Origin of the sequence: Pseudomonas sp. YQ_6 (genome assembly GCF_043103245.1) — a bacterium.
GTDB lineage: Bacteria > Pseudomonadota > Gammaproteobacteria > Pseudomonadales > Pseudomonadaceae > Aquipseudomonas > Aquipseudomonas alloputida.
The window spans coordinates 211,431-235,039 of sequence record NZ_JBICJR010000038.1; the positions used below are offsets into that span (position 1 = coordinate 211,431).

Here is a 23,609-nt window from a genome sequence, read left to right on the forward strand (position 1 = left end):
GCGCGGCCCAGGTTGCTACCTGATATCGCTTCTGCACCATTTGTCGTACTCGGCGTGCGACAGAATGGCCTTGATGTAGAGAGTGCCCGTTCGCGCATTGAGCCACGCGATCAGGCGGCATTCGTTTTTCTTGATATCGAACACGTAGATATCAAGCGGCCCTTTGCGGCTGGCGGGCCTGAGTTTTGAGTGGGGGATGCGATCAACATTCCAGCCAGACACAGTGGCCCACGTCTGCCTCAACTGTTCAAAAGATTCAAACCGCAGCGTCGCCCTGTCGAAGGTCGTCAGCCACAGGCTTAGGGGCGCTTTCCACTGGCCGTGGGCTTCAATCGCCTTGGTTACCGCCGCTTTGGTTATGACCCGCATTGTGTTGTCCCGGCGCACCAACATAGGGTGGAAAATATCTCTGATCCAGATATCTGTCAACCAGATATCTGGATGCGCGATGTACGGTGACCTGGCGATCGCCAATGGATTGATGCCCGTCAAACGAAGGGCTGGGCGAGGGGTTTACCTTCGGATCAGGCAGCCCTGAGGGAGGATGAGCATGGCCAAGAGATTCCCCACAAACCCTCGCCACCCCGAGCGTATCTGCTGGGGTTGCGACCTGTACTGCCCTGCCAAGGCGCTAGCCTGTGGCAATGGCGCAGACCGGACCATGCATCCGGTGGAGCTGTTTGGCGAGGATTGGGATAGCTTCGAGGGCCAGTTGGAGAAGCCGGTTGATCCAGGGCAAGCGGTAGAGCCCAGGTAAGAAAGTGCCGCTTGGCGGCCCAGCGCAGGCCTTGAACCCAGCGCTGGTTCTGTGGGAGCGGGCGATGCGCGTGCAGGCACCGGCTTCGCCGGTGTTCGCGGGTGAACCCGCTCCTACAGGTACAGCGCCAGGCCTTGTGGAAGGGCTTGATCAGAACGCGGTGCTTACCGTCAACGACAGGTTACGCGGGTCGCCATAAATCGCCCCGGCATAGAACCCGTACTGGCTGTAGTAGTGCTTGTCGAACAGGTTGTTGGCGTTGAGGCTGACGCTGGTCTCATCGGTGAGCTGGTACTTGGCCATGGCATTCCAGATGGCATAACCGGACCAATTCACGTCAGTGGCGCCATTGCTCACACCGTTGGTGGGCTGGCCAGCCGGGCTGGAAATGGCGCGGATGTTGGTCTGCGCAGTCACGCCGGCACCCAGGGTCAGGCGGTCGAGCGGGCCGCTCAGGCGGTAGGTGGTGGAGGCCTTGAACAGGTGCGACGGATCGCTGCGGCCGTCGCTGTCCACGCGACGGAAATGCAAGTAGGTGTAGCCGGCGTACACGTTCCAGTTGGGTGTCAGGGCGCCTGCGACTTCCAGGTCGATGCCGTCGGTTTCCTGCCCGGAACCGGCCTTGTATGCGTTGCCACCGGTCGGGGTGGTCAGGTCGCCGTCCAGCACGGCCTTGTTTTCCTGCTTGGTGCGGAAGTACGCCGCCGAGGCGTTCAGGCGGCCATCGAACCACTCACCCTTGATACCTGTCTCGTAGCTTTGCCCACGAATCGGCTCGACCTTGCTGCCGCTGCTGGTTTCAGAGGTTTGCGGCGTGAAGATATCGGTGTAGCTGGCATACACCGAGTAGTTGTCGTTGAGGTCATACACCGCGCCCAGGTAGGGGGTGACGATGCCGTTTTCTTCCTGGCTGCTGCGCTCGCCGGCCACGCTGCGGGTGACCGAGGAATAGTTGCTGGTGCGCACGCCAACGATCACCGACAACGGGTCGGTGATGCTCAGGCGGGTGGCGGCGTACATGCCCTGCAGACGGGTGGTGGTCTTGCTGTGAAGGCCGGTGCGCGAGGCGATGAGGTCGTAGTCGTCATCCACGCCATTGTGCCAGTCGGTCACCGGGAAGCCGTTGTTGGCGCGGAACTGGCAACCCAGTGCAGGCGCGCTGGTCATACCGTCGCCGACCATGGTGCAGGTGTACTGGGGCGACCAGCCAACGGTGCGGCTGTCGTTGTAGCCGACCATCGCCTGGTGGGTGCGGCCGAACAGCTGGAACGGGCCAGACAGGTCGATCTGCGCGGACTGCTGGGTGGTGTCGCTGGAGCTGTGCAAACCGTTCAGCACGGCGCCGCTACCGTCCTGGTCCCAATAGCCACCATAGCTGCCGCGCCCGGCCGAGTTCACCTTGGCAAGGCCCCGGTGGTTCAGGGCTTCGGTGGTGGCCTGGGCGGCTTTCAGGTCCAGGGTCCAGTCGTTGTCGAAGCGGTGCTCGAGCGAACCGAACGCAGTGCGGGTGGTGTACTCGCCAAAGCTCCAGCTGGGCACCACGTTGGTGCTGCGCGGCAAGTCGGTCTTGCTGCCGTCGCGGTACCAGATCGGGATGTTCGCGCCCCAGCCGCCACCCACAACCTTGTTGTACTCATACTGGTAACCGGCGCCCAGGGTGGTGGCGTCATCCAGGTCGAACGCGAAATTGGCCAACGCGGCGCGGGAGCGCTCGGACTGGTTGTCGCGGAACGAGTTGGCATCCTGCTGGGTCATCACGAAGCGCGAGCGCAGGCGGCCATCTTCGGATAGCGGCAGGTTCAAGTCCGCCCCCAGACGACGCTTGTCCCAGCTGCCGTAAGTGGCATAGGCGCTGCCGCCGAAGGTTTTGGTCGGCGCCTTGCGGATCAGGTTGACGGTGGCCGAGGGGTCGCCGGTGCCGCCCAGCAGGCCGTTGGCGCCGCGCACGATGTCGATGCGTTCGTACAGGTCCATGTTCAGCGCATTGCCGCTGCCACTGAAATCGGAGCCGCCCTGGGTCTGCAGGCCATCGACCTTCCAGTTGCTGATCGAGTAACCACGGGCACGGTAGTCGGTGCGCCCACCCACCTCGGACTTGTTGGCCGTTACGCCTGGGGCGGTTTCCAATGCCTGCTCGATGGTATGGATGTCGCGGTCATCCATCTGCTGGCGGGTGATGGTGGTTACCGATTGCGGTGTCTGCCGTGGCGTCAGTGCCAGGCCAGTGGAGCTGCGGGTGCTCTCGACCGTGTAGCCCAACTGGCCGGCATCGTCGGCAGGCAGTAATGCACTGTCTTCGATCTGTGTAGCGTCGAGTTCAAGGGGTTTGCCGTTGGCAGCCACTGCACCACCGCTGATGGCGACGGCGACGCAGAAGGCCAGCGGCTTGAGGCAATTGCCGCTTTGACTGAAGGGGGTGAACACTGTCGTGATGCTTTGGGGATTCATTTGGGAAGGCTTCGTATTTGCAGATGATTTTTTGTTAGGATTCTAGGGATCAGCCCTCCGGGCTCCAGACCCGACATGTACGGGGATGTAATTGAACGTAACGAGCGCCACCGGCCCTCACCTAACAGGTGTTTTTCTGCATGAGCACGACCCTGCTGGTTGTCGATGATGACGACGAGATCCGCGAACTTCTTTGTGATTACCTGACCGATGCCGGCTACAACGTACTGGCGGCAGCCGACGGTCAACAGATGCGCGACCAGCTGGCCCGGCACAAAGTGGAGCTGGTGGTGCTCGACCTGATGCTGCCGGGTGAAGACGGCCTTAGCCTGTGCAGGCAGTTGCAGGCCACACCAGGGTTGGCAGTGATCATGCTTTCAGCCAAGGGCAGCACGCTGGACCGCATCATCGGCCTGGAAGTAGGCGCCGACGACTATCTGGCCAAGCCCTTCGAACCACGCGAACTGATCGCCCGGATCAAAGCCGTACTGCGTCGTCCGCAACGCCTGGGCATCTCTGCCGAAGAACCCGTGGTGGACGCCCAGCTGTTCGCAGGCTTTCGCCTGGAACACGTCAAGCGCCTGCTCACCCGCCCGGATGGCGAGACCCTGACCCTGCCGCGCTCCGACTACCGCGTGCTGCGCGAACTGCTGGAAGCCAACAACCGAGTGGTCTCCCGTGACCAACTGACCCGCAGCGCGTTCGGCCGCGACCACCTGCCCGACGACCGATCGGTGGACATGTGCGTCAGCCGCCTGCGCCAGCAGCTGCGCCGGGCGCCGGCGGGGGCCGCGCAAATCCTGACCATCCGCAACGAAGGCTACCTGCTGAGTATCGCCCCCCTCGCGGCCGGTGCCTGACATGCGCTGGTTTCACCGGCTATGGCCCCGCACCTTGTTTGGTCAACTGCTGCTGATCATGGTCAGTGGCACGCTGGTGATCCAGTTGATGTCGAGCAGCATCTGGTTCGATGTGCGTTTCGCTCAGGCGCTAGAGGTGCCCGTGCGACTGGTTGCTGCACGCAGCGCACCCCTGATTGCCCAGGCCGCCTGCCACGGCGGTACGCTGCAGGCGCCAGCCCACTACCAGCTTTACTGCGTCGAAAGCCCACCTGCGCAAGAGCATGACGAGCGCCGCGGGCACAGGCGGGTGGAGCTGTTGTTGCAGCAGGCCCTGAAGTACGAGCTGGGGCGTGCCCAGGACGTGCGCCTGATGAACGTGCAACTCACCGACGAACTGGGCCAGCCGATCGTCTGGCGCAGCCTGTTCGGCCTGCGCACGGCCCAGGCGCATATCCAGTTTGCGGTGCCGTTACCCGGTGGCCAGTGGCTGACCGTTGCAGGCCAGGAACTACAGGGCTGGAGTGGCGAGTCGGCCTGGGTGCTGATCAGCGATTACCTGCTGCGGGTGTATGCGCTGCGCATCGTCGCGGTGTTGCTGGTATGCCTGGTTGCCGTGCGCCTGTGCCTGCGACCGTTGCGGCGCCTGGCCGATGCCGCACGCGGCCTGGGCAGTAACCTCGAGCAGCCTCCCCTGGCGCTGGATGGCCCGGAGGAAGTGCGCCAGGCGGCGCAGGCGTTCAACGCGATGCAGCAGCGGCTGATTGCCATGGTCAACGACAAGGCCTACTTCCTGGCCGCCGTGTCTCACGACCTGCGCACCCCACTGACCCGCATGCGCCTGCGCCTGGAGCGATTACACGATGACGAACACCGCCAGCGCCTGCGGCAGAACATCACGCAGATGGACGATATGATCGGTCAGGTTCTGGATTACCTGCGTGCCGGAGAGCAGCAGAACTTGCAGCAGGTGGACCTCGACCGATTGGTTGCGCGCCAGTGTGCGGACCTGGCCACTGCCGAAGAACCACTTACGGTGCACGGCAAGGCGGGCAGCTTGCGGGTAGATGCCTTGCTGTTGCAGCGCTGCCTGCAAAACTTGTTGGTCAATGCGTTGCGCTACGCCAAGAACATTTCGGTCACGTTGGAACGGGCCACCACAGGTGTGTTCATCCATATCGACGACTGCGGGCCAGGGATTGCCCCGGGCCTGCTGGCGACCATTACCGACCCCTTCGTGCGCGGTGACGGGTCGCGTAATCAGGCGTCCGGCGGATATGGGTTGGGGTTGAGCATTGCCCAGCGGATCGCCGCCAGCCATGGGGGTGAGCTGATGCTGTCGAACCGTGAGAGCGGTGGGTTGCGGGTCAGCATACTGCTGCCTGGCTAACGCGATTTTCTGTAGGAGCGGCCTTGTGTCGCGATGGGCTGCGCAGCAGCCCCAGATAGTGGTGTCACGGCACAAACCGCCGGGGCTGCTGCGCAGGCCTAGGAATTCGCATTCAGGTAACAGTCTTTTACCGATTACCCAGGTTTTCCCTCCCCTGCGTTTGCCTATCCTATGCCCGGTCATCCTGCCTGCGATGGACCCATGAAACACTCTCTTCCCAGCCGCTACGCCTGCCTCGTACTCTGCCTTGTCTTCACTTTCGCCAGCCTGCCCCTGCTGGCCCAACATGCCTGGCTGTGGCCGGTAACGCTGATCACCGCGCTGCTCAGCCTGGTCGGTCTGAATGACCTGCGCCAAAGCCACCATGCGGTGCGACGCAACTACCCGATCCTGGGCAATATCCGTTACCTGATCGAAACCATCCGCCCGGAAATCCGCCAGTACCTGATCGAAGGTGACGACGACAAGCTGCCGTTCTCCCGCTCGCAACGCTCGCTGGTCTACGCCCGCGCCAAGAACGAAAGCGCCGAGAAAGCGTTCGGCACGCTCAACGACGCCTACAAACCTGGTTTCGAATTCATCAGCCATTCCATGCTACCGGTGGCCACGCCAGACCCTGCGTCGTTCCGCATTGCCATCGGCGGGCCGCAATGCCGAATGCCCTACTCGGCCTCGATCTTCAACATCTCGGCGATGAGTTTCGGCGCCCTCAGCGCCAACGCCATTGCTGCGCTCAACCGCGGCGCGCGCATGGGCCGGTTTGCCCATGACACTGGCGAAGGCAGCATCAGCCCGTACCACCGTGAACACGGCGGCGACCTGATCTGGGAAATCGGCAGCGGCTACTTCGGCTGCCGCACCGAGGACGGTCGTTTCGACCCACAGCGCTTCGCCGAACAAGCCCGCTCGGCACAGGTGAAGATGATCGAGATCAAGCTCAGCCAGGGCGCCAAGCCTGGCCACGGCGGCATTTTACCGGGGCACAAGGTCAGCCCCGAAATTGCCGAGACCCGTGGCGTACGCGCAGGCGAGGACTGCATCTCGCCGGCGGCGCACAGCGCCTTCCGCACACCAGTCGAGCTGCTGCGGTTCGTAGCCGGCCTGCGCGAGCTTTCGGGTGGCAAGCCCGTGGGCTTCAAGTTCTGCCTGGGCCACCCTTGGGAGTTCATGGGCATTGCCAAGGCCATGCTCGCCACCGGCATCACCCCTGACTTCATCGTTGTCGATGGCAAGGAAGGTGGCACCGGCGCGGCACCTCGCGAGTTCAGCGACAACATGGGCGTACCAATGCGCGAAGGCCTGATGTTCGTGCACAACACGTTGGTCGGCCTGAACCTGCGCTCCAGCATCCGCATTGGCGCGGCGGGCAAGATCGTCAGCGCCTTCGACATTGCCAGCGTATTGGCCATCGGCGCTGACTGGGTCAATTCGGCACGCGGCTTCATGTTTGCCATTGGCTGCATTCAGTCGCAGAGCTGCCACACCAACAAGTGCCCGACCGGCGTGGCGACCCAAGACCCTCTGCGCCAGCGCGCCCTGGTGGTGCCAGACAAGGCCGAGCGGGTAGCCAGCTTCCACCGCAACACACTGCATGCACTGGCCGAGATGCTGGCTGCCGCAGGCCTGGAGCACCCTTCGGAGCTCAAGCCCAAGCACCTGGCGCGGCGCATAAGCCCCAGCGAAATCGGGTTGTTTTCGGACTTGCACACATTCCTCAAGCCGGGCGAATTACTCAGTGGCTCGATCGAAAGCGAGTTTTATGCGCGGATGTGGCGGATGGCGCGTAGCGACAGTTTTGCGCCAGAGACGGGGGACACTGCAACACGAACTGTGGCATCAAGACTGCGCCACGAAGAGACTGAACCTGCATGACAAACATGACTGGGGCTGCACTGCAGCCCTTCGCGGGCGTGCCCGCTCCCACAATTGCAGCGCCAGCGCAGGCAACGCTGTACCTGTGGGAGCGGGCAAGCCCGCGAAGGGCCGCAGCGCGGCCCCAGCATTCATGCAAGCAACCGCAGATCAGAAGATGCTGATCGGGTACTCGACGAATACGCGGACTTCGTTGCCGTCGTCGTTGTAACCGTTCTGCTGCACAGCGTTGTTGGTACGCAAGAACGAGCTACGCAGCTTGATCGACAGGTCCTTGGCCGGGCCGTCCTGCACCACGTAACGGATCTGGTTGAAGATCTCGCGCTCTTTACCTTCGCCGAAGCCTTGCGGGTTGGCGACGTTACGGGTGTTGATGTTGTCACCCACCACGTAAGCCAGCTTGTAGGTCAGGCCCGGAATGCCGTAGGCACCGAAGTCCAGGCCGTAGCCCAACTGCCAGGAGCGCTCGTCTTCGGCGTTGAAGTCGGACCAGTACGAGTTGGCCAGGTAGATGGTGGAACCACCGTCACCCACGCCGCCGGCGTTCTGGTAGAAGCCGTAGTTGTAGCCAGTGCTGCCGGTGCTGCGCTGATGAGCGAGGGTGAACGAGTGCGCACCGTACGCGTAGGTGGCAGCAAGGCTCCAGATGGTGTTGGAGTCGCCGTTCAGGCCTGCGGCTTTTACGTACTTGTTGTTGATGTCCGACTTGTAGCCGTTGAAGTCCAGGGTCAGGGACTGGTCGCTGGCGATCGGGAAGACGTAGTTCAAGCCCAGGTAGTGCTTCTTCATCACATCTTCGTTGTCGGCGGTGTACAGCGAAGCGGTGAAGTTGTCGGTGAACTTGTAGCTGCCACCTAAGACGTTGATCGACTTCAGGCCCCCACCATCACGGCGCTCGGCGCTCTTGCGCGCTTCCTGGGTGAAGCGGCCGGCGTTCAGTTCCAGGCCCTGGATCTCTTTGGAGGTGATCAGGGTGCCGGTGAAGCTTTCTGGGAGCAGTCGTGCATCGTCGTACTGCAGCACTGGCAGTGCTGGCATCTGGTCACCGTACTTCAGCACGGTGTTGGAAATGCGGAATTTCACAGCAGCACCACCACGCGCCAGGTTGTGCGGCGAGCTGGCGTTGCCTTCGGCATTGGTGGTTTCGTGCGGTTTGAAGAAGTCTACGCCGCCACCACCGTTGTGGCCTTTGCCGCCATCCAGGCGCACGGCGTACAGGCCGAATGCGTCAACACCGACGCCAACGGTGCCTTGGGTGAAACCGGAGGAGAAGTTGGCGATGAACGCCTGGCCCCATTCGATCTGGTCGTCGGTGCCATGCTTCTTGTCACGGTTGATGTAGGCGTTGCGCAGAAGGACGTTGGCGTGACTGTCCTCGATGAAGCCCTTGCTGTCAGCCTGGTCATTGGCCTGAGCCTGGGTCGCGGCGATCATCGCCAGGGCGACCAGGCTGATCCTGGTTTTCAACATGTTGTTTTCCTTATTTCTTAATCAAAAACGCGCTGCAAAATGACGCCAGGAACCAACGCCCCTTCGTAGGTTCGACGCTATGCGGATCCAGCCGGGTGGGCCGACCGGTAATTTCACGGCGGCCCTTGGCAGCAGCTTGGCCAATACCATGGCCAGCAGGCGTTGGCCGAATCCTAGCCGTGTGCGATTACAAATGTCAAAAAGTCGTGAAATTCAGGTTGATATAACCAAAATTACCGGCCTGTCTGGTGCATTTCCATGCAGGTTTGCGCTATCAGCGGGCAATTTATCTTGTGTAGGAAATTGCCTTTTGATCGAACGGACAATTTCCTGGGAGCAGGCAGAGCGTGGCCGCAGAGGCTGTTACAAACGGACACATATGTAAAGACAAGCCTTTACAAATACCCAAGCAAGAGCAAATAGCAAGCATTACCATTCGCACTTAATTTTCAACTGTCCGGTTTGAATGTGCCCATGCTTGTACCCTGCCGTCTTTCACCCCTGACGCTTGGCCTGTCGCTGCTTTTCAGCGCCAGCCTGGCCAGTGCCGCCACCACCACACTGCCGGAGTCGTCGGTTACCGCCGACAGCGAACGCGAGAAGGACAACCCGCGGGTCAAGGAGGTGAGCACCGCAACCCGCACCTCGACGCCCGTGCGTTATGTGCCGCAGGCCATCGATACGGTGAAAACCGCCAATGTGCTGGATTACGGCAGCAACACGCTGGGCAAGGCGCTGGAGGGTATCCCCAACGTCAGCAGCGGCGCCGACACCCGTTTTGACAGCGTACGCATCCGCGGCTTCGAGGCCAGCAACGACTTCTACCTGGACGGTATCCGCGACGACAGCCAGTACATCCGCGACCTGCACAACATCGAGCGGGTCGAAGTGCTGAAGGGGCCTGCAGCGGTACTGTATGGCCGTGGCAGCCAGGGCGGCATCGTCAACAGGGTCAGCAAGGCACCGGAGCCGGGTCGCCGCTCGACCATCGAAGCGCAGGCCGGCAGCGAAGACCTGCGCAGCCTGTATGCCGACCTCAGCGCCGACCCCAGCGACACGGTCAGCCTGCGCCTGAACATGGGCAACCAGGACAACAACAGCTTCCGCGATGGTATCGACGGCAGCCGCCAACTGTTCGCCCCGTCGATCAGCTGGCAGATCACCCCCGACCTGAACTGGCTGGTGCAGTACGAATACAGCCGCTACAACCGCACACCAGACCGGGGCATCCCGAGTGTCAACGGCCGCCCGGCAGACGTCAGCCGCAGCGCCACCTACGGCGACAATCGCGACTACATTGACGACCGCGCCCAGTCGCTGCGCTCGCGCCTGAACTACCAGCTGAACGAAACCTGGCAGCTGCGCCACACCCTGGGCCTGTTCAAACTCGACAGCGAGTTCGACAACACCTATGTCACGGGCTACAACGCCGGCACCAATACCTTGACCCGCCAACGCTGGCAGCAGGACCTGAACACCCGCAACCTGTTCAACAACCTGGAGGCCGAGGGCGACTTCGACACCCTGGGCCTTGAACACAAGCTGCTGCTGGGCCTGGAGTTCGGCAACCAGCGGCGCGACCCGCTGCTATACAGCGCCGGCAGCCAGAACCTGCCAGGCCTGGGCAAACCCAGCCAGCCGCACAATGGTACGTTGGCGGTATCGAGCAACAACCACACCGTGGTCGACAGCCGCGGGGTTTATCTGCAGGACCAGATTCGCCTGAACGATCAGTGGCAGGTTCTCGCCGGCGTGCGCTTTGACCAGTTCGAAGTGGAAACCACCAACAAGGATGGCGTGCGCGAACCGCAGGACAGCAACAGTACCAGCCCACGCCTGGGCGTGGTCTACACACCATGGCGCGACCATTCGTTCTACGCCTCGTGGAGCAAGACTTTCTCACCGGTGGGTGGCGGCTTGATCGGCATCACCCCGGGGGCGCCGGGCAACACCAATAAAACCGACCCGGAAGAGACCCGGCAGAAGGAAATCGGGGTGAAAAGTGACTGGCTCGACCAGCGCCTGACCACCACCCTGGCCATCTACGAGCTGGAGCTTTACAACCGCCGCACCCGCGACCCGAACGACCCGAACATCATCTTGCTCAGCGGCATGCAGCGTTCGCGCGGCATCGAACTGACGGCCACCGGCAACATCGTCGGCAACTGGTATGTACGCGGCGGCATTGGCCTGCAGGATGCGATCATCGTCAAGGACAATAACGGCCAGGAAGGCAACCGCATCAATGACGTGGCCAAGCGCAATGGCAGCCTGTTCGTGACCTGGAAGCCAGAATTGGGGTGGTACGCCGAAACCGGACTGACACTGGTGGGCGAACGTTATGCGGACAACCAGAACACCACAGTATTGCCAGGGTATGGCCGTTGGGATGCACTGGCGGGGTATCGGACCCATGACTGGGATGTGCGGGCGGCATTGAGCAACATTGCTGACAAGACCTACTACAGCTCGGCGACCAGTGCGGCGCAGATCCAGGTGGGCGATCCACGTAGCCTTGTGGTGACGGGTAGCTACAGTTTCTGATCTTAGTTGCCTGTACCTGCCTCTTCGCGGGCATGCCCGCGAAGAGGCAGGTACAGGTGCAATCGATCAGTGCCACACCGCCATCAGCGCCTGCATCTCTGCTTCGCTGATCAACCCTTGGGGGTATCGCCCGGCAAGCAGACGTCGTGGGTCGGTCGTCCTGACCCTGATGCTTCCATGGTGTTTCAACCGCTTCGCCAAAAGCCTAAGCGATTGGCGATCAACTGCCGATGGGCGCAAAGCCGACTCACTTGCTGCGTTCATGTCCACACGTACTCCCTGGCCCGTGAGCGGCTAATTTACGTAGGTATTGTTACAGATCAGAGGCGCGGCCTGACCGTGCCATCTCGCTATCTGCTTGAAAAACAATACAAAACGTATGCCAGCTCGGCCTCCGGGCGTCGCCCGCGCAAAAAAGAGGCCCGTCACATGACGGGCCTCTCATTCATTACGGGCTCAGCGCTTGACCGGCGCCGGCTGCTGCTGGGTCAGGCAGTGAATGTTGCCGCCACCCAAGAGCAGCTCGCGGCCCGGGATCATCACCACCTCATGGTCGGGGAAGATCCTTGCCAGGATCGCTCTGGCTTCAGCATCTGCCGGGTCGTCGAAGCTTGGGGCAATGATGCCACCGTTGACGATCAGGAAGTTCACGTACGAACCCGCCAGGCGCACCGACGGGTCACGCTCCTGGCTGCCGGCGACCTGGTCGACACCGGCGCACTCTTCGGCAGTGGCGAACAGCGGGCCCGGGATCGGCATCTTGTGCACGATGAATTCGCGGCCCTTGGCGTCGCGGGTGTTCTTCAGCACATCCATGGCCGCGTGGCAGCGCGCATAGTTGGGGTCGTTGGAATCATCGGTCCAGGCCAGTAACACTTCACCCGGGCGCACGTAACAGCAGAAGTTGTCGACGTGACCGTCGGTTTCGTCGTTGTACAGGCCATCGGGCAGCCATACCACGGTGTCGACCGCCAAGTGATCGCGCAGCACCGCTTCGATCTGCTCGCGGCTCAGGTGCGGATTGCGGTTGCGGTTGAGCAGGCATTCCTCAGTGGTGATCACGGTGCCTTCACCGTCTACGTGGATCGAACCACCTTCCAGCACAAAACCTTCGGTCTGGTAGCGCTGGCAGCGCTCCATTTCCAGCACCTTGGCGGCCAGTTCCTCGTCGCGGTTCCAAGGTGCGTACAGGCCGCCATCGAAGCCGCCCCAGGCGTTGAAGCCCCAATCTACACCGCGCACTTCGCCATGGTCGTTGATGACGAAGGTAGGGCCGGTGTCACGCACCCAGGCATCGTCGTTGCTGATTTCAACCACACGAATGTTCGGCTGGTCGAGTTGGCGCCGGGCGTTCTCGTACTGGCCGGCGGAGACCGCGACGGTTACAGGTTCGAAACGGGCAATGGCCTTGGCCAGGGTTACGTGGGCAGCCTGCGCCGGCTTGCCGCCCAGACGCCAGTTGTCCGGGCGCTCCGGCCAGACCATCCATACCTGAGTTTGTGGGGCCCACTCGGCGGGCATGTGGAAACCATCGGCACGGGGCGTGGAGTTGAGGGTTTTCATGGGTGACCTCTGTGATGGCCCTGAGCCGGGTATGCTGGGGCGTTTGTCAATTTATAACCGATATATATCGATATTTGAAGCCTGAAGATCGAAGAATGCCGCGCCATTCGGCGAATTTAAATCGATAACAATCGACACCTGTCAGCGCTGGTCTGGTGAAAGGAACGGCCTGCTGTCTACCATAGCCACACCTTATGCATCCTGTTACAGCTACGCGCGGAAATTTCCGGCAAGGCCGACTAGGGTCAATACTTGAACGACGGGCCAGCGAGCCGCTATGAACATCATCCCTACAGCAATCCCTGAAGTACTGATCATCGAGCCGAAGGTGTTCGCTGACAGCCGTGGTTTTTTCTTCGAGGCATTCAACGCCCGTGAGTTCTCAGAGCAAACCGGCGTGAACGTGGCGTTCGTCCAGGACAACCACTCGCGCTCCATCAAGGGCGTGCTGCGTGGGCTGCACTACCAGGTGGCAAACACCCAGGGCAAGCTGGTGCGCGTGGTGCACGGGGAAATCCGCGATATCGCCGTGGACGTGCGCAAAAGCTCGCCAACATTCGGCAAATGGGTCGCGGTACACCTGTCGGCCGACAACCACCGCCAGCTGTGGATTCCGCCCGGCTTCGCCCACGGTTTTGCGGTGATGAGTGAATCGGCCGAGTTCCTCTACAAGACCACCGACTACTACAACCCGGGCGCCGACCGCTGTATCCGCTGGGACGACCCGCAACTGGACATCGACTGGGGGCTGCAGCAGCCACCGCTGTTGTCGGACAAGGACAAGGTAGGCCTGCTTTTGGCAGAGGCGGAACTGCTGCCTTAAGTAGCGCATAATTGCGTCAGACTTTTCTGGCGCATTTACGTGATGATTGCAAAACCGACGCCCCCACGCCGTCCCCGCTGGCGCAGCCTGGCCCTGCTGGCGCTGAGCCTGGCCCCATTGCTGTGGCCCCTGCATCATTTGGCCGAACGCTATTACCAGGAAGAACTGGCCTCGCAGAACCGCCAGACCCTCGACCTGTATGTGGCCAACCTGCTCGGCACCCTGCACCGTTACGAGACCTTGCCGCAAATTCTCGGCGACTTGCCGGCGCTGCGTGGCGTGCTGGCCGACCCTTTCCGCCTGGAAGCGGTGACCAACGCCAACCGCCTGCTCAAGGATATCGTGCAGCAGACCGGTGCCGAGGTGATGTACCTGATGGACGTCAGCGGCAACACCTTGGCCGCCTCGAACTGGGACAAGCACGACAGTTTTGTCGGCCGAAACTTCGCCTTCCGCCCCTACTTCAACGAAGCCATGGCTGGCCGCCTGGGCCGCTTCTTCGGCCAGGGCACCACCTCGGCCAAGCGGGGCTACTTCTTTGCCGCGGCCGTGCGCGACCGCGAGCGGATCGTCGGCGTGCTGGTAGTCAAAGTCGATCTCGACCACACCGAAACCCTGTGGGGCCGCACGCCCGAGCAGCTGTTGCTGACCGATCACAATGGCGTGGTCATCCTGACTTCGCGTCCCGACTGGCGCTTCCGTGCTACCCGCACGCTGACCGACGCCGAGCGCCAGGCCATCATCGCCATCCAGCCCTATCCGACCCAGGCCCCACAGCCGCTGGTTCTCAACCCGCAGGCCTGGATCACCCAGACCCGCGACATCAAGGAAACTGGTTGGCAAGTCAGCATCCTTGCCCCGCGCACGCTGGTTGATCGCTCGGTGCAGACGGTAATGGCCATCGGTGCCGGTACGCTGCTGGTACTGATGTTGCTGGCAGGCCTGGTGATGCAACGGCGGCGCCATTACATCGACCGCATCGACTTCGAAGCCCGTGGCCGCCAGGAACTGGAAAAGCGCGTGGCCGAACGTACCGCCGACCTTGAAGGCCTGAACACCCGCCTGAAAAATGCCGTGCTGGAGCGCGAAAACGCTCAGCAGGAGGCAGTGCGCGCACAGGACGAACTGGTGCAGGCCGGCAAGCTGTCGGTGCTCGGCACCATGTCGGCCAGTATCAGCCATGAGTTGAACCAGCCCCTGGCCGCCATCCGCAGCTACGCAGAAAACGCCGAGATCCTGCTCGACCACCAACGTACCGAAGACGCCCGCGGCAACCTCAAGCTGATCGGCGAGCTGACCGGGCGCATGGCCTCGATCATTGCCCACCTGCGTGCCTTCGCCCGTCGTGACCGCCATGCCCCGGAGAGCGTGGCCCTGCAGCCGGCCCTGGACGATGCCCTGGCGCTACTGGCCAAGCGCCGCCGGGCGATGGCCGTAGAGCTGATCCGCGACCTGCCGGAAGCCACCTTGTGGGTACAGGCCGGCGAAACCCGCCTGCGCCAAGTGCTAGGCAACCTGCTGGCCAATGCCCTCGACGCCCTGACCGAAAAGGCCAACCCGCGCCGCCTGTGGCTAAGTGCCGAGCAGCGTGATGACTGCGTCTACCTGTACATCCGTGACAACGGCCCCGGTTTCAGCCGCCAGGCCCTGGAGCACGCCAAGGAGCCGTTCTTCACCACCAAGACCCGCACCCAGGGCCTGGGCCTGGGCCTGGCCATCTGTGAAAGCCTGATGCGCGCCCTGGGCGGTGAACTGCTGCTGGCCAACCACCCGGAAGGTGGCGCAATGCTGACCCTCCAGCTGCGTGTGGCCGCATCTGGCGCTACTTTGCCCAATTCGGAGGACCCCTCGGCATGACCACCGAGACACTGATCGACAGCCGAGCCCAGGTCATCCTGGTCGACGATGACCCCCACCTGCGCCAAGCCTTGAGCCAGACCCTGGACCTGGCCGGGCTCAAGGTAGTCGCCCTGGCCGAAGCCCAAGGCCTGGCCGAGCGCATCGAGGCCGACTGGCCCGGCGTGGTGGTCAGCGACATCCGCATGCCGGGCATCGATGGCCTGCAGTTGCTGGAACAACTGCACGGCCGCGACAGCGAACTGCCGGTGCTGCTGATTACCGGCCATGGCGATGTGCCGCTGGCGGTGCAGGCGATGCGCGCCGGGGCTTATGACTTCCTGGAAAAACCCTTTGCCACAGACGCCCTGCTCGACAGCGTGCGCCGCGCCCTGGCTTTGCGCCGGCTGGTGCTGGACAACCGTAGCCTGCGTCTGGCACTGAGCGACCGCCAGCAACTGGCAACCCGCCTGGTCGGCCATTCACCGGCGATGCTGCGCCTGCGCGAACAGATCGGCGCCTTGGCCGGCACCCGCGCCGACGTGTTGATTCTGGGCGAAACCGGCGCTGGCAAAGAGGTGGTGGCCCGCGCGCTGCACGACTTGTCCAGCCGCAGCGAAGGGCCGTTCGTGGCGATCAACGCCGGCGCGCTGGCCGAATCGGTGGTCGAAAGCGAACTGTTCGGCCACGAGCCCGGTGCGTTCACCGGCGCGCAGAAACGCCGTATCGGCAAGTTCGAATTTGCCAACGGCGGTACACTGTTCCTCGACGAAATCGAGAGCATGAGCCTGGATGTACAGGTGAAGTTGCTGCGCATGCTGCAAGAGCGAGTGGTCGAACGCCTGGGCGGCAACCAGTTGATCCCGCTGGACATCCGCATCATAGCCGCCACCAAGGAAGACCTGCGTCAGGCTGCCGACCAAGGGCGTTTCCGCGCGGACTTGTATTACCGCCTGAACGTGGCGCCGCTGCGTATTCCGCCACTGCGTGAACGCGGCGACGACATATTGGTGTTGTTCCAGCATTTCGCCGATGCTGCCAGCCAACGTCATGGCCTGTCGCCGCATGCGCTGCAACCCGCGCAACGCGCCCTGCTGCTGCGTCATGACTGGCCAGGCAACGTCCGCGAGCTACAGAACGCCGCCGAGCGTTTCGCCCTTGGCCTGGAACTGGCACTGGATGGCCAGGCGCCCTCGGCAGCAGCACCGGCAGCGCCCATGCTCGGCGGCAACCTCAGCGAGCAGGTCGAGCAATTCGAACGCTCGCTGATCGCCGCCGAACTGGCCCAGCCACACGGCTCCATGCGAAGCCTGGCCGAAGCACTGGGTATCCCCCGCAAAACCCTGCACGACAAGCTGCGCAAGCATGGCTTGAACTTCGACGGCGGCAGCGGAGGGCATGACGATCAAGAGGACAACCGTTAATGAGCACCGATAGCCAGTACCTGCAGTCTGTACTGCACAGCGACATCCCCCTGACCCGCGAGATGGGCCTGGAAGTGATCGATTGGCAGCAGCACACCCTGCGCCTGCAACTGCCGCTGGCGGCCAACGTCAACCACAAAAGCACCATGTTCGGCGGCAGCCTGTACTGCGCAGCAGTACTGGCGGGCTGGGGCTGGCTGCACCTGCGCCTGCGTGAGCTGGGGATCGATGACGGGCATATCGTCATCCAGGAAGGGCAGATCAGCTACCCGTTGCCAGTGACCGGCACGGCAGTGGCGCGTTGTGCCGCGCCCGACGAAAAGACCTGGGAGCGATTCCTGGCCATGTACCAGCGGCGTGGGCGGGCGCGGTTGACGTTGGAAACCACCGTGAGCAATGCCGGAAGTGACGAGCCTGCAGTGAAATTCAGCGGCCAGTACGTCTTGCACCGCTAGCCCAGCAGCCGCTGAAAGCAACTGCGCTGCACAAAACCCAAAGGCTGGCGCAAAACCTGTGGGAGCGGGCAGGCCCGCGAACACCGGCGAAGCCGGTGCCCCGCACCGCGGTGCCTGCTTCGCGGGCTCGCCCGCTCCCACAGGGTAGGGTGATACTCCGTCAAATCAGGTTCAGGAAGGCCTGGCGCCATGCAGCATTGGCGGGCAATGCCAGGAAATGCGGATTGAGCAGCGACTCACGTGGCGGATACCGGAACGGCAAGCCATCCAGCCCGATCACTTCGCCACCGGCCCCCTCCACCACACCCTGCGCCGCAGCAGTGTCCCACTGCGAAGTCGGCGCCAGGCGCGGATAGCAGTCTGCGCTGCCCTCAGCCAGCAGGCAGAACTTCAATGAACTGCCGATATTGGCCAGCTCCAGATCACCCACCGCAGCCCCAAGGCCGGCCAACAGCGCTTCCTGCTCCGGGCTGGAATGCCGACGGCTGGCCACCACGGTAAAACGCTCGCCCTGCGCGGGTGCGTTGCGTACTTGGATCAGCTGGGGTGCCTCACCGGCATCTGCACGCCAGGCCCCCATCCCGCGCCCACCGAAGTAGCAGCGTCCATTGGTCGGCATCGACACCACGCCAAACACCACGTCGCCGTTCTCGATCAGGGCGATGTTGACCGTGAACTCTTCACTGCCGGCAATGAACTCCTTGGTGCCATCCAGCGGATCGACCAGCCACCAGCGGCTCCAACTTTGCCGCTCGGCCAGCGCAATATTGCAGTCCTCTTCGGACAGCACCGGGATCTGCGGCGCCAGCGCCAGCAGGCCATCGGCAATTACCCGGTGCGCCGCCAGGTCGGCGGCGGTAACCGGCGAATCGTCGGCCTTGTTGGTCACCGCGACATCGGCGCGCCAGAATGGCAGGATCGCCTCGCCTGCCGTCAGCGCCAGCTTGACCACTTCGTGCATCAGTTGCAGGTCGTTCATAGCTCCAACAGCCCCCGCTGAATCAGCAGGTCACGGGCCAGGTACAGCGCCGCCAGGGCGCGGCCCTCGGTGAACTGCGGGTGCATGGCCAAGGCCGACAACTCACGCAGGTTGACCTTGTCGACCCGCATCGGCTCAGGCTCGTCGCCTTCCAGGCGCTCTTCGTACAGGTCGCTGGCCAGCACCACCTGAATCTTCTGGCTCATGTAGCCCGGCGACAGCGACAGTTCCGTCAGGTGCTCCAGCTGGCGTGCGCCAAAACCGGCTTCTTCCTTGAGCTCCCGGTCGGCTGCCGCCAGCACGTCTTCGCCCGGCTCGATCAGACCCTTGGGCAACGACAGCTCGTATTCATCGGTGCCACCGCAGTATTCTTCCACCAGCACGGCGTGCTCGGCATCGAGCATGGCCACGATCATCACCGCGCCGTAGCCGTTACCCCGTCCCACCAGGCGCTCATAGGTGCGCTCGGCGCCATTGCTGAAGCGCAGCTGTACGGCTTCGACGCGGAACAGGCGGCTACTGGCGACAATTTCGCGGCTGAGTACGGTGGGTTTCTGGCGCATGGGGCGGCTCCTTGGCGTGAACGGGTTACTATACCGTGGCTTGCCGACTGATCGAGAGTTTCCCATGCCTGTTCTTCCCTGGTCTGCCATCGATACCGTCCTGCTGGACATGGATGGCACCCTGCTCGACCTGCATTACGACAACCGCTTCTGGCTGGACCACCTGCCCCAGCGCTATGCCGAGCTGCACGGTGTAAGCCGGGCCATGGCGGAAATGGAGCTGCAACCGCTGTTCGAACGCAATGCCGGCACATTGAACTGGTACTGCCTGGACTTCTGGAGCCGCGAGCTACGCCTGCCAATTCGCGAGCTGAAGCGGGAAATTGCCGACCTGATTGCCCTGCGCCCGGATGCCGATACCTTCCTGGCGGCGATTCGCCAGGCCGGCAAGCGTGTCGTGATGATCACCAATGCCCACCGTGACTCGCTGTCGCTGAAGCTGGAACGGGTGGAGCTGGCACCGTACTTTGAGCGGCTGATCAGCTCGCACGACTATGGCTACCCGAAGGAGAGCCCGCAGTTCTGGGATGCCCTGCAGGCGGATATCGGCTTCGAACCGGAACGCAGCCTGTTCATTGATGACACGCTGGCAATTCTGCGCAGTGCACGGCGGTTTGGTGTGGGGCACTTGCTGGCGGTGCGCCAGCCGGATAGCAAAGCAGGGCCGCGGGATACTGAAGAGTTTGCGGCGGTCGAGGATTACCGGGAGTTACTGGTAGGCCTATGAGGCCCTCTTCGCGGGTGAACCCGCTCCTACAGTTACTGCGCCAGCCGTGAGAGGGCGCTCAACCTGTGGGAGCGGGCGCGCCCGCGAAGAGGCCGGTACAGGTTTCAGAGATCATTCAGGAATACGCAGCACCTGCCCCGGATAAATCTTGTCCGGGTGCGACAGCATCGGCTTGTTGGCCTCGAAAATCTTGTTGTACTGGTTGGCGTTGCCATAAACCACGACTGAAATGGCCGATAGCGTGTCGCCCTTTTTCACCGTAACGAACCGGGCCGCCTTGACCACTGGCCCTGTCACAGTGATCTGGTCATCCACGCAGGCCACACCATTGATGTTGCCGGCTGCAAGAATGATCTTCTCCTTCTCTTCCTGGCTGGCCACTTCACCCTTGAGGATGATCTTGTCTCCTTCTACAGTGGCGGTGATGTTGGGGTTGCCCAGGCCAACAGCTTCCACGTGTTTCTTAAGCTGCTCGTCGGCATTGGCGTTGCCAGGGGTCAGCAGGTCGATCAACTTCTCGCCGGCTTCCTTCACGAAACTGAACAGGCTCATTGCGCTCTCCTTGTTGACGAAACCTTGGACACAGGAGTCTAGGTCAGCTTTACCACTTCCGCCCTGCGCGACCAATCGACGCGGTCTATCAAGGCATAGACCCTAGCGATTAGACGCCGCCGGCCCACGCGCCTAGGCTTGTGCTATCAGAAAGCCGCCGGTATTCAGCGCCCCGATGAACAGCAAGCCTCCGGTCTGCGCGGCCTCATCGCCCTTGTCCATGCCCGCCGCCAGCAACACCTACGATTACGTCCAGCTCAGCGACGCCAAACGCGACAGCACCCCGCTGGCCGAGGAAGTGGCCCTGGCCATTGTCTATAACGGCCTCAACCAGGCGGTGATGCTGGTCAGCCCTACCGATCTGGAAGACTTCGCCGTCGGTTTCAGCGTCGGCAGCGGCATTGTCGAAGGCACCGCAGAAATCTACGACCTCAAGCTCTCCGGCAGCGGCTCGGCAATGTACGCCGACCTGGAAATCTCCAGCCGGGCGTTCTGGAACCTGAAAAACCAGCGCCGCCAACTGGCCGGCACCAGTGGTTGCGGCCTGTGTGGGGTCGAGGCCCTGGAGCAGGCACTACCGGATCTGGCCGTGTTGCCGGGTGCGCCCCTACCCCCGGCCCAGTGGCTGGTCGGCCTGCGCGAGCGCATCGACGCCTTCCAGCCACTGGGCCAGCATTGCGGTGCCGTGCATGCAGCACTGTTCATGGACCGCCAAGGCCAATTGCTGCTCGGCCGCGAAGACATCGGCCGGCACAACGCCCTCGACAAACTGATCGGCGCCCTGCTGCGGCAACGCATCGACACCCAGGGTGGCCTGGCCATCGTCACCAGCCGCTGCAGCCTGGAGCTGATCCAGAAAGTACTGCGTGCCGGCATCCAGACCCTGGTCAGCCTGTCGGCGCCCACCGGCCTTGCCCTGCAATGGGCGCGCAAGCACAACCTCAACCTTATCCACTTGCCCAAGCACAGCGCACCGCGGGTCTACAGCCCAGCGGCGGAGTCGTAACAGTCGTGACCTCGTACCAACAATTTCCGGACAACACCCCAGCCTCCCCCCCTCGCTACAAGCCCTACCACGGCCCCGCCGGCGGTTGGGGCGCACTGCGTAGCGTGGCCAAGGCATGGGCCGGCAGCGATAACGCGCTGAAGAACATTCGCGCCCTGCTCAAGACCAACCAGAACGGCGGTTTCGACTGCCCCGGCTGCGCCTGGGGGGATTCGCCGGAAAGCGGCATGGTCAAGTTCTGCGAGAACGGCGCCAAGGCGGTGAACTGGGAAGCCACCAAGCGCCGTGTCGATGCTGCCTTCTTCGCCCGTTACAGCGTCACCTCGCTGCTGCAGCAAAGCGACTACTGGCTGGAGTACCAAGGGCGTCTGACCGAACCGATGGTCTACGACGCACCCAGCGACCGTTACCTGCCGATCAGCTGGGATGCCGCCTTCGCCCTGATCGCTCGCGAACTGAACAAGCTGGCCAACCCTGACCAGGCCGAATTCTATACCTCGGGACGTGCCAGCAACGAAGCGGCGTACCTGTACCAACTGTTCGTGCGCGCCTACGGCACCAACAACTTCCCTGACTGCTCGAACATGTGCCATGAAGCCAGCGGTGTGGCATTGGGGCAAAGCGTCGGGGTCGGCAAAGGTACAGTCACTTTCGACGACTTCGAGCACGCCGACGCCATTTTTGTCTGGGGCCAGAACCCCGGCACCAATCACCCGCGCATGCTCGACCCACTGCGTGATGCGGTAAAGCGTGGCGCCCAGGTGGTGTGCATCAACCCGCTCAAGGAGCGTGGTCTGGAACGCTTCCAGCACCCCCAGAACCCACTGGAAATGCTGACCAACAGTGACCGTCCGACCAACACCGCCTTCTTCCGCCCGGCCCTGGGTGGCGACATGGCGATGCTGCGCGGCATGGCCAAGTTCGTCCTGCAATGGGAACGCGAAGCCCAGGCCAACGGCGAACCGGCCGTGTTCGACCACGCCTTCATCGCCGAACATGGCCATGGCGTCGATGAATACCTGGCCGTGGTGGACGCCACTCCGTGGTCGCACATCCAGGCACAGTCCGGCTTGTCCCTGGCCGATATTGAACTGGCCGCGCGCATGTACTGCCGGGGCAAGCGGGTGATCATGTGCTGGGCGATGGGCATCACCCAACACCGTCATTCGGTGCCGACCATTCAGGAAATCGTCAACCTGCAGATGCTGCGTGGCAACATCGGCGTGCCCGGTGCCGGCCTGTGCCCGGTGCGTGGCCACAGCAACGTGCAGGGTGACCGCACCATGGGCATCAACGAGCGCCCGCCAGAGGCGCTGCTGGATGCCATCGAAAAGCGCTTTGGCTTCCCTGTGCCACGGCGCAATGGCCATAACACCGTCGAAGCCATTCATGCGATGCTCGATGGCCGGGCCAAGGTTTTCATCGGCTTGGGCGGCAACTTCGCCCAAGCCACACCCGACACCGAGCGTACCGCCCAGGCGCTGCGCAACTGCGAACTGACCGTGCACATCAGCACCAAGCTCAACCGTAGCCACTTGGTCCATGGCAAGCAGGCACTGATCCTGCCATGCCTGGGCCGCACCGACATCGACCTGCAGGCCGAAGGGCCGCAGGCAGTCACGGTGGAAGACTCGTTCAGCATGGTCCACGCCTCCAACGGCCAGCTCAAGCCGCTGTCGACGCAAATGCGCTCGGAGCCTGCGGTGATCGCTGGCATCGCCGCCGCCACGCTGGGCAAGCAACCGGTGGACTGGCACTGGCTGGTGGCCGACTACGACCGTATCCGCGACCTGATCGGCGACACCATTGCCGGTTTCAGCGGCTTCAACCAGCGCCTGCGTCACCCGGGTGGCTTCTATCTGGGCAACAGCGCGGCCAGCCGCGAATGGGCGACCAGCACCGGCCGCGCCAACTTCAAAGCCAACCTGCTGCCCGACACGCTGCTTGACGAACGCGTACGCGCCAGCGGCCAGTTGCCAGACTTGATCATGCAATCGATGCGCTCGCACGATCAGTACAACACCACTATCTACGGCCTGGACGACCGCTACCGCGGTGTGCGCGGCCAGCGCGAGGTGCTGTTCGCCAACGAAGCCGACATCATCCGCCTGGGCTTCCAGCCGGGGCAGAAGGTCGACATCGTTTCGCTGTGGGGGGATGAACATGTGCGCCGGGTGCAAGGCTTTACCCTGCTGGCCTTCGACATACCTGCCGGGCAGGCGGCGGCGTATTACCCGGAGGTGAACCCGCTGGTGCCGCTGGAGAGCATTGGCGTTGGTAGCCATACGCCGACATCGAAGTTCATTGCCATCAAGCTGGAGCGTGCGAGCGAGGACAGGCGTATCCTGTAAAAACGAAAAA

General features: G+C 62.7%; 20 protein-coding genes. 12 read left to right on the plus strand and 8 right to left on the minus strand.

The window, feature by feature from the left end; genetic code table 11:
• Nucleotides 1-15: 15 nt before the first annotated feature.
• Entirely contained in the window at nt 16-492 is a 477-nt protein-coding gene (locus tag ACF8FG_RS12770) for a type II toxin-antitoxin system HigB family toxin (protein WP_318078831.1), read from the minus strand.
• Between the two features lie 58 nt (nt 493-550).
• Between ACF8FG_RS12770 and ACF8FG_RS12775 the strand changes: the two genes are divergently transcribed.
• Nucleotides 551-757 carry a DUF3079 domain-containing protein gene (locus ACF8FG_RS12775; protein WP_014860378.1) on the plus strand — a complete coding sequence of 69 codons (207 nt, stop codon included), beginning with the start codon at nt 551-553 and terminating at the stop codon, nt 755-757.
• A 150-nt stretch (nt 758-907) separates the two neighbouring features.
• Here ACF8FG_RS12775 and ACF8FG_RS12780 read toward each other — a convergent pair whose 3' ends face one another.
• Nucleotides 908-3,205: a TonB-dependent siderophore receptor gene (locus ACF8FG_RS12780; RefSeq protein WP_119714226.1), complete on the minus strand. Its 2,298-nt coding sequence runs from the start codon at nt 3,203-3,205 to the stop codon at nt 908-910.
• Between the two features lie 140 nt (nt 3,206-3,345).
• On the opposite strand from ACF8FG_RS12780, the gene ACF8FG_RS12785 reads away from it, so the two are divergent.
• From ACF8FG_RS12785 to ACF8FG_RS12795, 3 genes are all read left to right on the plus strand, one after another.
• Nucleotides 3,346-4,065 (plus strand): response regulator, encoded by a 720-nt coding sequence (locus tag ACF8FG_RS12785; protein WP_119714227.1) that lies wholly within the window; start codon nt 3,346-3,348, stop codon nt 4,063-4,065.
• A 1-nt stretch (nt 4,066) separates the two neighbouring features.
• Nucleotides 4,067-5,434: an ATP-binding protein gene (locus tag ACF8FG_RS12790; RefSeq protein ID WP_318078832.1), complete on the plus strand. Its 1,368-nt coding sequence runs from the start codon at nt 4,067-4,069 to the stop codon at nt 5,432-5,434.
• A gap of 201 nt (nt 5,435-5,635) precedes the next feature.
• Nucleotides 5,636-7,306, plus strand: a complete 1,671-nt coding sequence (locus ACF8FG_RS12795; RefSeq protein WP_076402428.1) for an FMN-binding glutamate synthase family protein — start codon at nt 5,636-5,638, stop codon at nt 7,304-7,306.
• Between the two features lie 150 nt (nt 7,307-7,456).
• On the opposite strand, the gene ACF8FG_RS12800 is transcribed toward ACF8FG_RS12795, so the two are convergent.
• Nucleotides 7,457-8,776, minus strand: coding sequence for an OprD family porin (locus tag ACF8FG_RS12800; RefSeq protein WP_003255784.1), 1,320 nt, complete (start codon nt 8,774-8,776; stop codon nt 7,457-7,459).
• A 474-nt stretch (nt 8,777-9,250) separates the two neighbouring features.
• On the opposite strand from ACF8FG_RS12800, the gene ACF8FG_RS12805 reads away from it, so the two are divergent.
• Nucleotides 9,251-11,320, plus strand: a complete 2,070-nt coding sequence (locus ACF8FG_RS12805) for a TonB-dependent siderophore receptor (RefSeq protein ID WP_318078834.1) — start codon at nt 9,251-9,253, stop codon at nt 11,318-11,320.
• Between the two features lie 66 nt (nt 11,321-11,386).
• On the opposite strand, the gene ACF8FG_RS12810 is transcribed toward ACF8FG_RS12805, so the two are convergent.
• Entirely contained in the window at nt 11,387-11,584 is a 198-nt protein-coding gene (locus ACF8FG_RS12810; RefSeq protein ID WP_011953221.1) for a hypothetical protein, read from the minus strand.
• Between the two features lie 192 nt (nt 11,585-11,776).
• Entirely contained in the window at nt 11,777-12,883 is a 1,107-nt protein-coding gene (gene aguA, locus ACF8FG_RS12815; protein WP_010951636.1) for an agmatine deiminase, read from the minus strand.
• Between the two features lie 277 nt (nt 12,884-13,160).
• On the opposite strand from aguA, the gene rfbC reads away from it, so the two are divergent.
• Genes rfbC through ACF8FG_RS12835 form a run of 4 tightly spaced genes read left to right on the plus strand, consistent with a single transcriptional unit; the run spans nt 13,161 to nt 17,421 of the window.
• Nucleotides 13,161-13,706 carry a dTDP-4-dehydrorhamnose 3,5-epimerase gene (rfbC, locus tag ACF8FG_RS12820; RefSeq protein WP_318078835.1) on the plus strand — a complete coding sequence of 182 codons (546 nt, stop codon included), beginning with the start codon at nt 13,161-13,163 and terminating at the stop codon, nt 13,704-13,706.
• Between the two features lie 42 nt (nt 13,707-13,748).
• Entirely contained in the window at nt 13,749-15,563 is a 1,815-nt protein-coding gene (locus tag ACF8FG_RS12825; RefSeq protein WP_318078837.1) for an ATP-binding protein, read from the plus strand.
• Nucleotides 15,560-16,966: a sigma-54 dependent transcriptional regulator gene (locus ACF8FG_RS12830; RefSeq protein WP_267273483.1), complete on the plus strand. Its 1,407-nt coding sequence runs from the start codon at nt 15,560-15,562 to the stop codon at nt 16,964-16,966. Before ACF8FG_RS12825 ends, ACF8FG_RS12830 begins: the two co-directional genes overlap by 4 nt.
• Nucleotides 16,966-17,421: a YiiD C-terminal domain-containing protein gene (locus ACF8FG_RS12835; protein ID WP_318078836.1), complete on the plus strand. Its 456-nt coding sequence runs from the start codon at nt 16,966-16,968 to the stop codon at nt 17,419-17,421. The genes ACF8FG_RS12830 and ACF8FG_RS12835 overlap by 1 nt, the downstream gene beginning before the upstream one ends.
• 160 nt (nt 17,422-17,581) lie before the next feature.
• Here ACF8FG_RS12835 and cysQ read toward each other — a convergent pair whose 3' ends face one another.
• Both cysQ and nudE read right to left on the minus strand, forming a co-directional pair.
• Entirely contained in the window at nt 17,582-18,400 is an 819-nt protein-coding gene (gene cysQ / locus ACF8FG_RS12840; RefSeq protein ID WP_267273485.1) for a 3'(2'),5'-bisphosphate nucleotidase CysQ, read from the minus strand.
• Nucleotides 18,397-18,963, minus strand: coding sequence for an ADP compounds hydrolase NudE (gene nudE, locus ACF8FG_RS12845; protein WP_003255794.1), 567 nt, complete (start codon nt 18,961-18,963; stop codon nt 18,397-18,399). Before nudE ends, cysQ begins: the two co-directional genes overlap by 4 nt.
• Before the next feature lie 64 nt (nt 18,964-19,027).
• On the opposite strand from nudE, the gene yrfG reads away from it, so the two are divergent.
• Complete coding sequence (gene yrfG / locus ACF8FG_RS12850) at nt 19,028-19,690, plus strand: GMP/IMP nucleotidase (protein ID WP_003255795.1); 663 nt, start codon at nt 19,028-19,030, stop codon at nt 19,688-19,690.
• Between the two features lie 111 nt (nt 19,691-19,801).
• On the opposite strand, the gene lysM is transcribed toward yrfG, so the two are convergent.
• Nucleotides 19,802-20,242, minus strand: coding sequence for a peptidoglycan-binding protein LysM (gene lysM / locus ACF8FG_RS12855; protein WP_014589344.1), 441 nt, complete (start codon nt 20,240-20,242; stop codon nt 19,802-19,804).
• A 175-nt stretch (nt 20,243-20,417) separates the two neighbouring features.
• On the opposite strand from lysM, the gene fdhD reads away from it, so the two are divergent.
• Together fdhD and ACF8FG_RS12865 are read left to right on the plus strand one after the other, a co-directional pair.
• Nucleotides 20,418-21,248 (plus strand): formate dehydrogenase accessory sulfurtransferase FdhD, encoded by an 831-nt coding sequence (fdhD, locus tag ACF8FG_RS12860; RefSeq protein ID WP_019438880.1) that lies wholly within the window; start codon nt 20,418-20,420, stop codon nt 21,246-21,248.
• A 5-nt stretch (nt 21,249-21,253) separates the two neighbouring features.
• A complete protein-coding gene (locus ACF8FG_RS12865; protein WP_019438881.1) occupies nt 21,254-23,599 on the plus strand; it encodes an FdhF/YdeP family oxidoreductase in 2,346 nt (781 codons plus the stop codon).
• Nucleotides 23,600-23,609 lie beyond the last annotated feature (10 nt).